The 13430-nt window shown below is 74.4% G+C and carries 11 protein-coding genes; 7 read left to right on the forward strand and 4 right to left on the reverse strand.

Features of this window, described 5'->3' with window-relative positions; genetic code table 11:
• Nucleotides 1-14: 14 nt before the first annotated feature.
• The 5 genes from NYZ98_RS23520 to NYZ98_RS23540 all read left to right on the forward strand — a co-directional run bounded on the left by NYZ98_RS23520 (nucleotide 15) and on the right by NYZ98_RS23540 (nucleotide 5814).
• The gene (locus NYZ98_RS23520; protein ID WP_262845083.1) at nucleotides 15-1946 is read left to right on the forward strand and encodes an FUSC family protein; all 1932 of its coding nucleotides are present in this window, start codon (nucleotides 15-17) and stop codon (nucleotides 1944-1946) included.
• Between the two features lie 44 nt (nucleotides 1947-1990).
• Nucleotides 1991-2806 (forward strand): ABC transporter permease, encoded by an 816-nt coding sequence (locus NYZ98_RS23525; RefSeq protein ID WP_262845085.1) that lies wholly within the window; start codon nucleotides 1991-1993, stop codon nucleotides 2804-2806.
• A 128-nt stretch (nucleotides 2807-2934) separates the two neighbouring features.
• Nucleotides 2935-3987: a taurine ABC transporter substrate-binding protein gene (locus NYZ98_RS23530; protein WP_262845086.1), complete on the forward strand. Its 1053-nt coding sequence runs from the start codon at nucleotides 2935-2937 to the stop codon at nucleotides 3985-3987.
• A complete protein-coding gene (locus NYZ98_RS23535; RefSeq protein WP_262845087.1) occupies nucleotides 3974-4804 on the forward strand; it encodes an ABC transporter ATP-binding protein in 831 nt (276 codons plus the stop codon). Before NYZ98_RS23530 ends, NYZ98_RS23535 begins: the two co-directional genes overlap by 14 nt.
• 131 nt (nucleotides 4805-4935) lie before the next feature.
• On the forward strand, nucleotides 4936-5814 hold the full coding sequence (locus tag NYZ98_RS23540; RefSeq protein ID WP_262845088.1) for a TauD/TfdA dioxygenase family protein: 879 nt from the start codon (nucleotides 4936-4938) through the stop codon (nucleotides 5812-5814).
• A gap of 30 nt (nucleotides 5815-5844) precedes the next feature.
• Here NYZ98_RS23540 and NYZ98_RS23545 read toward each other — a convergent pair whose 3' ends face one another.
• Complete coding sequence (locus NYZ98_RS23545; RefSeq protein WP_262845089.1) at nucleotides 5845-7998, reverse strand: hypothetical protein; 2154 nt, start codon at nucleotides 7996-7998, stop codon at nucleotides 5845-5847.
• Nucleotides 7999-8227: 229 nt separating this feature from the next.
• Entirely contained in the window at nucleotides 8228-9355 is a 1128-nt protein-coding gene (locus NYZ98_RS23550) for a hypothetical protein (protein WP_262845090.1), read from the reverse strand.
• Between the two features lie 499 nt (nucleotides 9356-9854).
• On the opposite strand from NYZ98_RS23550, the gene NYZ98_RS23555 reads away from it, so the two are divergent.
• Both NYZ98_RS23555 and NYZ98_RS23560 read left to right on the forward strand, forming a co-directional pair.
• Nucleotides 9855-10568, forward strand: a complete 714-nt coding sequence (locus tag NYZ98_RS23555; RefSeq protein WP_262845091.1) for a TauD/TfdA family dioxygenase — start codon at nucleotides 9855-9857, stop codon at nucleotides 10566-10568.
• 229 nt (nucleotides 10569-10797) lie between these two features.
• Nucleotides 10798-12237, forward strand: a complete 1440-nt coding sequence (locus tag NYZ98_RS23560; RefSeq protein WP_262845092.1) for a hypothetical protein — start codon at nucleotides 10798-10800, stop codon at nucleotides 12235-12237.
• A gap of 267 nt (nucleotides 12238-12504) precedes the next feature.
• Here the strand turns inward: NYZ98_RS23560 and NYZ98_RS23565 are convergent, their stop codons facing one another.
• Both NYZ98_RS23565 and NYZ98_RS23570 read right to left on the reverse strand, forming a co-directional pair.
• On the reverse strand, nucleotides 12505-12900 hold the full coding sequence (locus tag NYZ98_RS23565; RefSeq protein WP_262845093.1) for a YciI family protein: 396 nt from the start codon (nucleotides 12898-12900) through the stop codon (nucleotides 12505-12507).
• 104 nt (nucleotides 12901-13004) lie between these two features.
• A complete protein-coding gene (locus tag NYZ98_RS23570) occupies nucleotides 13005-13391 on the reverse strand; it encodes a VOC family protein (RefSeq protein WP_262845094.1) in 387 nt (128 codons plus the stop codon).
• Nucleotides 13392-13430 lie beyond the last annotated feature (39 nt).

Below are 13430 nucleotides of genomic sequence, written 5' to 3' on the forward strand. Positions count from 1 at the left end.
CGCGGCGGGAGCCCGTGACCGGCCTGTTCCGGCGCCCCGCCGACCGGCTGGCCGGCGCGGCCCCCGGATGGCTGCGGGAGACGGTCCGCCCGGCGAGGGCGCGCCCCCAGTGGGGGGCGATGTCGCGGGTCTTCCTCGCCGTCACCACCCCGCTGGTCGCCGGCTGGGCGTTCGGGCACATCACCCTCGGCCTGCTGCCCGCGATGGGGGCCATGGCGGCCTCGCTGTCGGACCGGGGGGTGTCGTCGTACCGGGCGCGGACCTTCCGCGTGGTCTCGGCCGGGGCCGGCGGGGCGTGCGGGTACATGGCCGGCCACGCGGCCCGGGGGCTCGGCTGGTGGACGGTCCTGGTCCTGGCCGCCGTCTCGGTGGTGTCGGCGCTGGTCAGCACGGGCGGGGCCTCGGGCTCGCTGAGCGGGCTCCAGTTCATGGTCATGACGGTGCTCGGCATCGGCGTGCCGTACCCGCAGTCGGCGGGCGCCGGCGCCCTGGCGTACCTGTCGGGCGCCCTGTGGGCGCTTTTGCTGGTCCTGGCCGGCTGGCCGCTACGGCCCCGCGCCGCGGAGGAGGCCGCCGCCGCCCAGGCCTACCGGGCGCTCGGCGGGCTGTTCGGGGTGGACCCCGCTGAGCGCCCGCGCGCGCTCGGCGCGTTCGACACCGCGCTCAAGGCCGCCTACGACACGGTGTTCGGCGCGCGGTCGGCGGCGGCGGGTCCCGACGCCGAGCGCACCCGGCTGATCGCCCTGCTCAACCAGGCCTCGCAGATCCGCGGCGCGCTGAGCTCGCTCACCCTGGAGGACCGTGAACCGCCTCCCGAGGTCGCGGCGGCCGTCCGGTCGCTGGCGGACGCGCTGGCCGGCGGCGGGCGGCCCGGGCCCCCGCCGTCGTTCCCCGGCGGCTCGCCCGCCCTGCGCGCGCTGTGCTCGGCGGTGGAGGGCGCCGCCGAGCTGGTGTCCGGCGGGGAGGTCGCCGAGGAGCAGCTCCCCTACGAGCGGGTCGGGTACGCCGACCGGCTCAGGACGACCTGGGAGGGGGTGCGGTACGGGCACCTCGCCCGTGTCTACACCCTGCGGCTGACCCTGTGCATGGCCGCGGCGGCGGCGTTCAGCGAGCTGCACTGGATCGAGCGCTCCTACTGGGTGATGCTGACCGTCGCCCTGGTGCTCAAGCCCGACTTCGGGTCGGTCTTCGCGCGGGCGGTCCAGCGCGGGCTCGGTACCGTCGCCGGCGCGGTGATCGGCACCCTGGTGCTGCTCGTGGTGCCGTACGGGCCGGCGATCCTGGTCCCGATCGCGGTCTTCGCCGCGCTCCTGCCGTATGGGCAGCAGCGCAACTGGGGGCTGATGTCGACGTTCCAGGTGCCGCTGGTGGTGCTGCTGGTCGACCTGCTGACCGGGGCGGGGCCGAGGCTCGCGGAGGTCCGGCTGGTGGACAGCCTGATCGGCTGCGCGATCGTGCTGCTGCTCGGCTACCTGCCGTGGCCGGGGAGCTGGCAGGCGCCGGTGGGGCCGGGGTTCGCCGACGCGGTGTCGGCGACGGCCCGGTACCTGCGGTACGGGTTCGACCGGGACGACCCGGGGCGTGCGCTGGCCCGCCGCAAGGCGTTCGACGCCCTGGCGGACCTGCGCCTGGTGTTCCAGCGGGCGGTTACCGAGCCCGCCGTCATCAGCGGGCGCGTCACGACGTGGCTGCCCGCGATGACCGCGCTGGAGCGGGTGGCCGACGCGACCGCCGCCACGGTCGCGCGCGCCGACCACGGCGCCCCGCCGCCGACGGACGCGGCGGTGCGGTCGGTCGTGGAGTCGCTGGACGACATCGCCGCCGGCGTCCGCGAGGGACGCCCGCTGCGGGCCAGGCCCGGGGCCGATGGCGAGGAGTCGCTGGACCGGGTCGCCTGCGCGGTGCGCGGCCTGCGCGACACGCTCTCGGAACGTGCTTCCCCGTAATCATTGGGGTTGTCTAATTCCTGTATTTACGGTAGGAAATAGGGGTGAATCCCACCCTGACGGCGCCGCGCCCGGCCACGCGGCGGAACCGCCGGGCCGGCGTGCGCCTGCTGTCCATCGCGGTCCTGCTCGCCCTGTGGCAGCTCGCGGCGAGCGCCACGCGCAACCCGTCCTTCATCCCCTCGCCCCGGGCCGTCTGGGACCAGCTCGTGCTGACCTCGACCGTCCACGACGGCATCCGGGGCTACAGCGGCCACCTGCTGGTGGAGCACCTCGGGACCAGCCTGCGGCGCATCCTCATCGGCTCGGCGCTCGGCGTCGTGGCCGGGCTCGCGCTCGGCGTGGTCATGGGCACCGTCCCGTGGATCCGCCTGGTGGTGGAACCGCTGGTCACCTTCGTCCGCGCGCTGCCGCCCCTGGCGTACTTCAGCCTGCTGATCATCTGGTTCGGCATCGACGAGACGCCGAAGCTGTGGCTGCTCACCATCGCCGCGCTCCCGCCCGTGGCCGTCGCCACCGCCTCGGCCGTGTACGCGGCCCCCACCGGGCTGGTGGAGGCCGCGCGGGCGCTCGGGGCGACGCGGTGGAGCGTCACCAGGGACGTCGTGCTGCCCAGCGCCCTGCCGGAGATCTTCACCGGCGTGCGGCTGGCGGTGGGCATCGCCTACTCCTCCGTCGTCGCGGCGGAGACCATCAACGGCGTCCCGGGCATCGGGGGCATGGTCCGCGACGCCCAGCGCTACCTGCAGACCGACGTCGTCGTGCTCGGGCTCTTCGCCATCGGCTTCTCCGGGCTCCTCATCGACGCGCTCCTGCGCGCCGCCGAGAACCGGCTCATCCCCTGGCGCGGACGCGCCTGAACGCGACCCCCCTCCGAACGCGACCCGACCTCTTCCGGAACGCGACCCCGTACGAGACGCGACCCGCCCGGACGCGACCCCCGCCCGAACGTGACCCCCGCCCGAACGAGAGACCAAGGAACCCCCACATGCTCCGACCAGGCCCAAGACGCCTGCTATCCCTCCTCGTCGCGGCCACGGCGGCGCTCGCCCTCACCGCGTGCGGGAACGGCACCGCCTCGGGCCCGGCCTCCGGCGGCGCGGCGGCCAAGACGATCCGCGTCGCCTACCAGGCGTTCCCCAGCGGCGACCTCGTCGTCAAGAACAAGGGCTGGCTGGAGGCGGCGCTGCCCGGCTACCGCGTCACCTGGACCAAGTTCGACTCCGGGGCGAGCATCAACACCGCGTTCGTCGCCGGGAGCGTCGACATCGCCGCCATCGGCTCCAGCCCGGTCGCGCGCGGGCTGTCGGCGCCGCTGAACATCCCCTACCAGGTGGCGTTCGTCCTGGACGTGGCCGGCGACAACGAGGCGCTGGTCGCCAGGGACGGCACGGGCGTCTCCTCGGTCGGGGACCTGCGCGGCAAGAAGGTGGCCACCCCCTTCGCCTCCACCGCCCACTACAGCCTGCTGGCGGCGCTGGACCGGGCCAAGGTCCCCGAATCGGCCCTCAACGTCATCGACCTGGAACCGCAGGACATCCTGGCCGCCTGGACGCGCGGCGACATCGACGCGGCGTACGTGTGGCTCCCCGCGCTCGACACCCTCAAGAAGAACGGCAAGGTCCTGCTGTCCAGCCGACAGCTCGCCACCGCCGGCAAGCCCACGCTGGACCTCGGCGTGGTCTCCACCGCCTTCGTCACCGCCCACCCCGACGCGGTCGACGCCTGGCGCCGGGCCGAGGCCAAGGCGCTCACGCTGATCGCCGACGACCGGGACGCGGCCGCGGCGGCCGTGGGCGCCGAGCTCAACATCAGCCCGGCCGACGCCAAGAACCAGCTCGCGCAGGGCGTGTTCCTGTCGCCGTCCGACCTTTCGAGCGAGGAATGGCTGGGTACGCCCGGCAAGGTCGGCGGCCTGGCGCGCAACCTGGTCAGCGCGGCCGAGTTCCTCAAGGCCCAGCAGAAGATCGATTCGGTCCCCGGCCTGCCGGCCGTCGAGAAGGCCATCTACAACAAGGGACTCCCCGATGCCCTCTCCTGACACCCGCTCCCCGGACCGCCTCCCCTCTCCGGACCACGTCCTCTCCCCGGACGGCGCCGCCGCCGTGGAGGTGCGCGACGTCGAGCACGTCTACGGGCGGGGCGCCGGGGCGGTGGCCGCGCTCGGCCCGCTGTCCCTGACGGTGCCCGAGGGCGCGTTCCTCGTGCTGGTCGGGGCATCGGGCTGCGGCAAGAGCACCCTGCTCCGCCTCGTCGCCGGGTTCGAGCCGCCCACCTCGGGGACCGTGCGCATCGGCGGGGTGGAGCCGGTGCCGGGCCGGGGGGCCGGGGTCGTGTTCCAGCAGCCTCGGCTGTTCCCCTGGAAGACCGCGGGCGGCAACGTCGAGCTGGCCCTGCGGTACGCCGGGGTGCCCCGCCGCGAACGCCTGGACAGGGTCCGGGAACTGCTCGGGCGCGTCGGCCTCCACGACGTCGCCGACCGGAGGATCTGGCAGCTGTCCGGCGGCCAGCAGCAGCGCGTCGCCATCGCCAGGGCGCTCGCGGCCGGCGACCCGCTGCTGCTGCTCGACGAGCCGTTCGCCGCCCTGGACGCCCTCACCCGCGAGCGGCTGCAGGAGGACCTGCGGAAGGTGAGCGCCGAGACCGGCCGCACGTCGGTGTTCGTCACCCACAGCGTCGACGAGGCGGTGTTCCTCGGCAGCCGCGTCGTCGTGCTGACCGCGCGGCCGGGGCGGATCGCCCTGGACGTCGAGGTCGGCCTCCCGAGGACCGGGCTCGAACCCGACGAGCTGCGCGGCCTGCCCGAGTACGCCGCCCTGCGCGCCGAGATCGGCCACGCCGTCCGCTCCGCCGCCTGACCACGCACCGCCGTTTCGTCCACCCGCCGAGAGCCACGACCCCGCGCCACCGCCGTAGCGTCCCGCCGTCATCGGCCCGCCACTTCGTCCAGACCCGACCCGACCGACACCATCGCGACCGGAGGACTGAAATGACGTACACATCCGACCAGGCCATCGCCGGGCTGACCCTCGACCCGCTGGGCCCGGCCTTCGGGGCCGAGGTCGTCGGCCTGGACCTGGCGACCGCGACCGACGCCGAGCTGGCCGCCGTCCGGGCCGCGCTCGTGGACCGCAAGGTGCTGTTCTTCCGCGGCCAGGGCCTGGACGACGACGGCCAGGTGGCGCTCGGGCGGCGGCTCGGCGAGCTCACCGTGTCCCACCCCGTCGTCGGGGGCGTGGACGAGGCGCACCCGGAGATCTACGCGATCGACAGCGCCGACAACGGGTTCGCCGACGTGTGGCACACCGACGTCACGTTCATGCCGCGCCCGCCCATGGGCTCGATCCTGCGGGCGGTGAACCTGCCGGCGTCGGGCGGCGACACGAACTGGGCCGACAGCCAGCTCGCCTATGACTCCCTGTCGGAGCCGGTGCGCGACCTGGTGGACCGGCTGACCGCCATGCACGACGGCACCCGTGAGTTCGGCTACTACCTGGCCCAGCGCCGGGGCGGGAAGGGCAACGTGTGGGAGGGCGAGACCGTCACCCGGCTCGACCCGGTGGAGCATCCGGTGATCCGCGTCCACCCCGAGACCGGCCGCAAGGGCATCTTCGTCAACCCGGGCTTCACCTCGCACATCGTCGGGGTCTCCGACGCCGAGAGCCGCGCCATCCTGGACCTGCTGTACGCGCACCTGACCAAGCCCGAGCACATCATCCGCCACCGGTGGCGGGCCGGCGACGTCGCGATGTGGGACAACCGCAGCACCGCCCACTACGCCAACCGCGACTACGGCTCCACCCACCGGGTGATGCACCGCATCACGCTGCGCGGCGACGTGCCCGCGGGTCCCGCGCGCGGGCGGTGACCAGCGGATCTACAATGTAAAGGGCCCGGGTCAGGCGTCTTCCCACAGCACCTGGCGGGGGGCCCGGGGAAGGTCGACGGCGCCGCTGCGGTCGGCAAGCGTGACCGCCTTGAGCAGCAGGGGGTGGCCGTCGCCGAGCGCCGGGCGGCCGTGGGAGACGGGCTCGCGGTCGAGCAGCGGGGCCAGCAGGCCGTCCAGCCCGTCGAACCGCCCGGACTCGAACCGGCGGGCGGCCTGGTCGTAGCGCGACTCCAGGAGCAGCGGGTGCAGGGGGTCCAGCCCGAGCGCCGTCAGCTCGGCCAGCGCGGCGCGGTGGCGCTCGGCGGCCTTGGCGTCGCCGCGCGCGTCCTCGCAGCGGGCCGCCAGCAGCAGCGTGCGCGCCCGTCCCGGCGGGTCGCCCGGGTCGGTCTCGTCGGCGCGGACCCTCTTCAGGGTGGCGGCGGCAGCGGCCGGATCGTCGTTCCAGAGCTGGACCTCCGCCAGGGCGCGCCGCACCGACAGGACGAGCCCGTCCTCCGGCGCCGCCGCCAGGAGGTCGGCCAGCTCCTCCAGCGCGCCGAGCGCCGTGCCGGTGTCGTCGCCGAGGGCCATCGCCGTGGCGTGCGCCGTCCTGGCCTCGGCCCACAGCCGGAACGACACGTGCGCGGCGAACCAGTCGTCCAGGACCGGTGCCCGCTCCAGCAGCCGAAGGACGGCGCTCGGGTCGCGCAGCGCCAGCTCCGCGCGCGCCAGCAGCACCGTGTCGTGGTTGGGCCAGTACGCGGTGGGCTGGAGCAGGTCGGCGCGCTGCCGCCCGGCCTCCTGGATCAGGTGGCGCGCCTCGATCGGCTGCCCGGCCTCCAGCAGCGCCTCGCCGAGGGACACCCGCGCGGCGACCACGTTGATGTCGCCGGGGTCGCCCAGGCGGGCCTGCCGGTCGGCGGCCACGGCCGAGGCCCGCACCAGGCCGTCGGCGACGCGGCCGGCGCGGGAGGCCGCGCGGGCGGCGGCCTGGGCGGTCAGGGTGTAGCGCCGCCACTCGGGCGGCACCCCGCTCGCGCCCGCTGCGGCCTCCTCGCGCGCCGAGCGGGCCCGTTCGATCAGCCGCGAGCCCTCGACCGGGCGGCCGGCCTCGACCAGCACCTCGCCGAGGTTGTGCCGCGCGCGGGCCTCGTAGGAGGCGGCGACCTCGGCGTCCCGCACGCCGCCGGCGATCTCCAGTGAGGCCTCGAAGCCGGCCCTGGCGGCGTCCAGGTCGCCGTACCTCAGCAGGGCCAGGCCCCGCCGGCTCTCCACGTCGCACCGGGAGCGCAGGCCGGCCTCGGAGGAGGGGGCGCCGTCCAGGGAGAGCAGGCGCGACAGCTCCGCCGCCTCCCTGGCCGCCCGTTCCAGCAGGACACCGGTGTCGAGGAGGGACCTCAGCACGTTGGCCTGGGCGTCGGCCTCGGCCCGCGCGTCAGGGCCGCCGCGCCGCGCCACGTCACGGGCCCGCTCGGCCACGTCCAGGTCGTTGATCCACGTGCCGGCCAGCGGGATGAGGTGCCGTTCGTACCAGTGTGCGCCCAGGGCCGCCGCCTGGCGGTCCACCGGCCCGTCCAGGTCGTCGGTCAGCGCGTCGAACGCCAGGTCGGACAGCTTCTCCGCGCAGGCCCGCGCCCAGCCGGGCGGCGGGAGGCAGACGGCGCCCGCGGCGGCCGCGATCACCGGCGTGAGGTGGTCGGCGTAGGCGACCACGCGGCCCGCCCAGCCCGCCGAGGCGACCCGTCCCATGGCGGTGTCCGGCCAGCTCGGCGGTCCCTGGGGGGTGGACGGGCGTTTCTCCGACGTCGCGATGTCCCCGATGCCGAGCTGGACCTGCTGGGTGAGGAACGCCTCGGCCCGGTGGAAGCGGGCCACGACGAGCAGCGCCTGGGTGAGCAGGTCACGCGCCTCCACGAGGCTTCCCGGGGTCCGCGGCCGGGGCGGCGGGCCGTTCCGCTCGGCGAATCGGAGGAAGGCGTGGTGGAGCGCGAGGGCGACGAGCACCCTGCGGCTCTTGACCTCGTTGTAGAGCCAGACCGCGCTGCGCCGGCCGCTCTGCCCCTCCCGGGAGAGCCGTACGGCGGCGGCGACGGTCTCGGCCCTGACGAGGTGGTAGTCGGTGTGGCGGAGGACCTCTGCCGCGGCCTCTCCGATCGCCGAGAGCCGTCTATCCTGCGCCGACACCCGTGAGACCTCCTCCATCAGTGCTGCGTTTCACGCATGCGGGGGGATATCAACGGCAAAGCCACATTGATCTCCAAAGCATATATCTCGGGCAGGTGGCGGCCTTCGTCGGCCCGTTACGCGATGGCGGCCGTTCACGTGGGGGAGAACAGGGCGTCACCTTTCACAGTGCCCGGAAAGCGACCGGAGCGCGACCGGGAATCGCCCGGACGAATAGGTAAAAATACCGTTAACCGGATATTCCACCACTGGATTGTCGCCCATCGGGCGGCGGCGCGCCCAGGCCGCCGAGGGCCGCGACGGCGGCCGTCGCCCCCCGCTCACCGCGCGTGATCAGATGCACCTCCCACCCGTCCGGCTCGCCCATCTCCAGCTCCAGGGCCGGCCACAGGTAGGCGAAACTGGTCTCCGGCGCCAGGCCGCCGCGCCCTGCCCCGAACAGCGGCAGGCACAGCGAACCCAGCCTCGGCTCGTACAGGTCCCGCTCCGCGCGGGCCAGCGCGAACACCCCGTGCACCGCCCGCAGGACCCCCGCCGGCTCCACCGCGTACCCGTCGGTGTGCGGCCGGGGGATCGCGGTCGCCGCGTGGTACACCCGCCGGACGCCCTGCCGGGCCAGCTCACCCGGCGAGGTGGGCACGACCGTCCCCGGGGCCACCGCCATCCCCTCGCGGCCGTGGGCGCGCAGCCACTCGCGCAGCTCCCGCTGCAGGACGTCGTCCACCACCTCGCCCAGGTCGTTGCGCCGCGCGGCGACGTTGCGCAGGGTCGCCGACAGCGACGACTTGAAGGTCTTGGCCATCTCCAGGTAGACGTTCTCCGACGAGACCACGATGTCGATGTCCCGCAGGGTCTCCACGGGCGCCCGGTGCAGCGTGATCACCAGTTCCCCGCGCCGGGTGGGCACCGCGACCCGGCGGGCCGTGCCCACGGCGGGGACGTCGCGGACGGCGGGCACCCCGCCGGCCTCCTGGCACAGTTGCAGCACCTTCTCGGCGACATGGTTCAGCAGCACCCGCTCGTGCTGCTTGCGGAAACGCTCAACGCTCACGCCGTACACCTCGGCCGCGCGCCTGCGGCGGTCCTGCGCGGGCCAGTCGCGGGTGCCGGGCGCGATGCCCAGCGTGTAGGCGGTGGCGTCGGCGAGCGTCCCCTCGCCGAGCCCGGCGAGCACCCGTTCCAGTAGCGTCGTGATCGACGACGGGAGCAGCCCCTCGCCGGCGGGAAGACCCACGGCCAGCGTCGCGGCGGTCAGCGCCGGAAGCGGCGCCTGCCCCACACGCAACAACCCCCGCTCCCGCACCAGCCGCAACTCGGCCACCAACTCGGCATGACGCGGTCCCGAGGGTTCCGGCATGCGGCCATCGTCGCACCCCCCTCGGCCCCCCGGACAGCGCTACCCCGGTCAGACCACCTTCCCGATCCCCACCACGACCCCCGACCTCCCAAAAACGGCCACCACCGGACGCCGCTCCTCGATTTCTGGTCGCCTTCCTTGACGGCGCGGGGGACGCGGCCGAGTTTTCGCGCGTACATGCGGGGGGGGGAGTCGGTGTTGTCTCCACGTATGGGGCGGGTCGGCCCGGAGGCGGTCGCGCTCCGGACGGCGGTCACAGAGTCCGGCGGCCGTCCTGGACGGCGGTCCGGCTTGGCGGTGACTGGAGGCGGTCGCGGTCCGGATGGCGGTCCTCGGAGTCCGGCCGCCGTCCTTGGCAGCGGTCCGGAACATCGGTCGACGGGAGGTGGTCGGGCTCCGGATGGCGACCTGTGGGCGCCCTGGTGGCGACCGGGTCGCGGAGTTGGCTGGTGGACGGGCCGGACCGCCACACGGCCCCACCCGGACACAGGGAGCAGCCATGCCGCGAGCCGATGTCGAAAGGGCCAAGGACGAACTGGGCCGGCAGGGATGGACGGTACTGAGAAAGGCCGCGTTCCTCGCACACGGGCGCCCCGACCCGGCAGCGGTCCTACGGACCGTCGCATGCTTCGGCAGGCCGTCCGACCGTGACGGCGGCTGCCAGATCTGGCCGGTCGCCCCGCGCACCACCCGTGCCGAGGCGACCTTCTCGGTGCGGACCGGCGACGCGGGCTTCCACACCGACGCCCAGTACCACCGCCGCCCCGAGGACGTGGTCTGCCTGTTCGTCGTGCGGCCGGCCGCCGAGGGGGGCGACACCCTGCTGCTCACCGCCAGGGACGCAGTCGCCGCGCTCGCCCGCGAGCCGATGGCCCGGCCCGTGCTGGACAGCCTCTCCCGGCCGATCTGGTCGTGGACCCCGCCCGAGGTGTTCTCCGGCCCCGGCGAGGCCGCCCGGCAGGCGCCGGTTCCCGTCCTGCCCGGGGACGGCACGATGCGCTGGCGCCGGGACAACCTCGCACGCCTGTGCCCGCCCCAGGCGCGCGCCGCCGCCGTCCTGGAATCCAGCCTGCGGCGCGCCCCCGCGGTCCGGATCCGGCAGCGGCCCGGCGACGTCATCGTCATCGACAACCACCGCACCCTGCACGCCCGCTCCACCTTCACCGACCTGCGACGCCACCTCCTCCGCGTCCGCCTATGGACGGACTCATGAGCCTCCGCGTACGCGGGCGGGGGACGCTGCCGATCCTTCGCGCGTGCGTGTGGAGGGAGCCGGTGTGCCACCGCGTGTGGAGGGAGCCGGTGTGTCTCCGCGTGTGGGGGGAGTGGGTGTGTCTCCGCGTGTGGGGGGAGCGGGTGTGCCACCGCATGTGGGGGACGCCGGTGTGTCTCCACGTGTGCGGGACGCCGGTGGTGCTCCGCGTGGGCGTGCGGAGGGAGTCGTGAGCCGGCGGTGGGCGGTGGACGCGGCCGAGGCGGCCTCGGTGGTCCCCGCGACGGGGGACGAGGCCGCTTGGTGGCGGGTTCGCGGGTGGGCCGAGGTCGCACTCGGCTGCGTCCACCTCGGCTCGGCCGAGGCGTTCGATGGCCTGGACGAGGTCGTACTGGCGGCGAGGGTGCGCTACGCCGGCCCCCACGCCGCCCGCCTCCGTGCCCTGCGTGCACTGTGCGGCCCCGTGCCACCCGACTACCCGCACACCGGTCCCGTGCTGCCCGGCTACCCGCATGCTAGCTCGGTACCGCCCGGCTACCCGCACACCGCCTCGATGCCGCCCGGCTACCCGCATGCCGGTCCCGTGCCGTCCGGCTACCCGGACGCTGGGCCCGCCGGCCGGGTGCCGGTGCCGTCTCCGGTGACATGGGACCTGTGCCGGGCGCTCGGCGCGTTCTGCGACGCGGTGGCCGAGGCGTGCCCCGGCGAGCCCTCCCGCGAGGGCTCGCCCGCCCCGGCGGAGGAGGACCTCCACTGGGGCGAACGCCACCGCCCCTCACCCCGGGGGTCCTACACGGTCGCCCGTCTGGACCGCTGCACGGGCCTGGCAGGACGAACCTGGATGCGTCTCCCACCCCTCCCACCCGCTCACCCACCTGCGGTCCGGCCTCGCCCACCCGCTAACGCGCCCACGGTTTTGCCCTGCGCATCCGTTCACCCGCCCGCTCACCCGCTCGCGGTCCCGTCCCGCCCACCCGCTCACCCACTCGCGGTGCCGTCGATTCCGGTCGTGGACTCCGAGAGCCCGCATGTACACACGCTCGTGAGCCGAACCGTGGACCCGCCGGCGGGCGTGCATTCGGTGCCGCTGAGGGGGTTGTCGGCGGACGTGCTGCTGGAGGTGCCGCGTGTGGCGGCGCCGTCGCAGGAGCGTGTGTGGCGGGGGATCCACGAGGGCGCCCACCTCGACCACCTGGCGGTCACGACGGCGCCCATCGAGTTCGGCGAGGGGCTGCTGGCGGCCGAGTCGTACGCGATGGCGGTGGAGATCCTCGCGACGGTGACGTGCTTGCTGGAGGGAGACCTGGCCGAGGCGCGGTGGCTGCGCGCGGGGCTGGTCGAGCGCATCGGGCGCATCCCGGGGTACGCCGGGTGGCTGCGCGGCGCGGGGGAGGTCCCGGCGGCGCTCCGGGAGGCCGGGACGTGGCGGCGGACCGACTTCGCCGCCCTGCCGCGCCTCGCCGAGACCTACGTGCGGGGTCCGCTGGCCCTGCTGGCGGGGTACGACCCCGGGCCGCTGGTCCCCGCGTCCCTGACCGGGCCGCTCCTGGCCCGGTGGTCCGACGCCTGCGCCGCCTTCCCGCCCGCCCAGCGCCTGACCGCCGAGGCCGCCTCCCGGCAACCGGCGCACGACGGAGGGCTGGCCTACGCGGGGGAGGGCCACGGATAGTCGAGCCCCTTCCGCACCCCTCCACTGACGGCCCGCGCACGAGGGAGGGCCGGCTGATCAGCCTGGGCGGGCCCAAGGAGACGAACCCCGACGGTGTGCGCTCTTCTGAGCAGTGAGGAACCCCTGGGGGTGTGCGCCCTTCTGAGCAGTGACGAACCCGGGGGTGTTCGCTCTTCTGGGCGAGGAACCCCTCGGTGGTCGCTCTTCTGAGTAGTGACGAACCCGGGGGGTCTTCACTTTTCTGGGCGGTGACGAACCCCGGTGGTGTCATATCTTCTGGTTGGGGAGGTTCATGATCGGGCGGACTTCCACTGTGGCGAAGTGTGCGTCGGGGATGCGGGACGCGATTTCGTTCGCTCGTTCGGGGGTTTCGCAGTCGACCACGAGGTAGCCCGCCATCTGCTCCTTGGACTCGACGAAGGGGCCGTCGGTGGTGGCCGGGACGCCGTCGTGTACTTGCACGCTCCGGGTGTTCACCGGGTCGGCCAGTGCCTCGACGGTGATCAGCTCACCGGATTCGGTGATCTCCCGGTGCAGCGCCTCGGAGCGCCTGGCCAGTTCGGCGCGCTCCTCCTCCGGCATCGCCAGGAACCGCGGATCGCGCAGGAACAGCGGATGCTCCCAGCTCACCGGGTTGCTGTAGATCAAGAGCAGATACTTCATCTCGACCCCCCTTCCGAGCACCATACCCAGGCCGCCGCGAACCGCCCGACCGGCAGCGCACGTCTCCCACCAGCCCGTCGGGTGGGCGAGGCGATGGGTGCTGGTCAGGCGGTCGGGCCGGCGACGCCGATCGTGTTGCCCTCGGGGTCGGTGAAGTGCCCGACCGTGAAGGCACCGGACCGCGGTTCTGGGCCCATCAGGCGCTTTCCTCCGAGGTCCTCGGCCTGGCGGAGGGCGTCCCCGACGTCGGGGACGCCCACGTAGAACAGGACCTGGGGCTCGTGGTCGCGGCCGCCGCCGACACCGCCGTTGATGCCGCCCCCGTCGCCGGTCGTGCTCCCGTCCACGAATCCGTACGAACCCGGTTCCGAGACCTTCTCGCTGACCGTGTCGCCCACCCGGAACTCCCAGCCGAACAGCTCCCCGTAGTAGCCGCGGAGCCTCGCGGGATCCGTCCCGATGATCTCAAAATGCACAACCGCTCGACCCATGACCTGTCCTGCCTCTCTGTCACCGGCGCCTCGGCGGCG

The sequence above is a fragment of the Sphaerisporangium corydalis genome (genome assembly GCF_025506355.1).
Lineage (GTDB): Bacteria > Actinomycetota > Actinomycetes > Streptosporangiales > Streptosporangiaceae > Sphaerisporangium > Sphaerisporangium corydalis.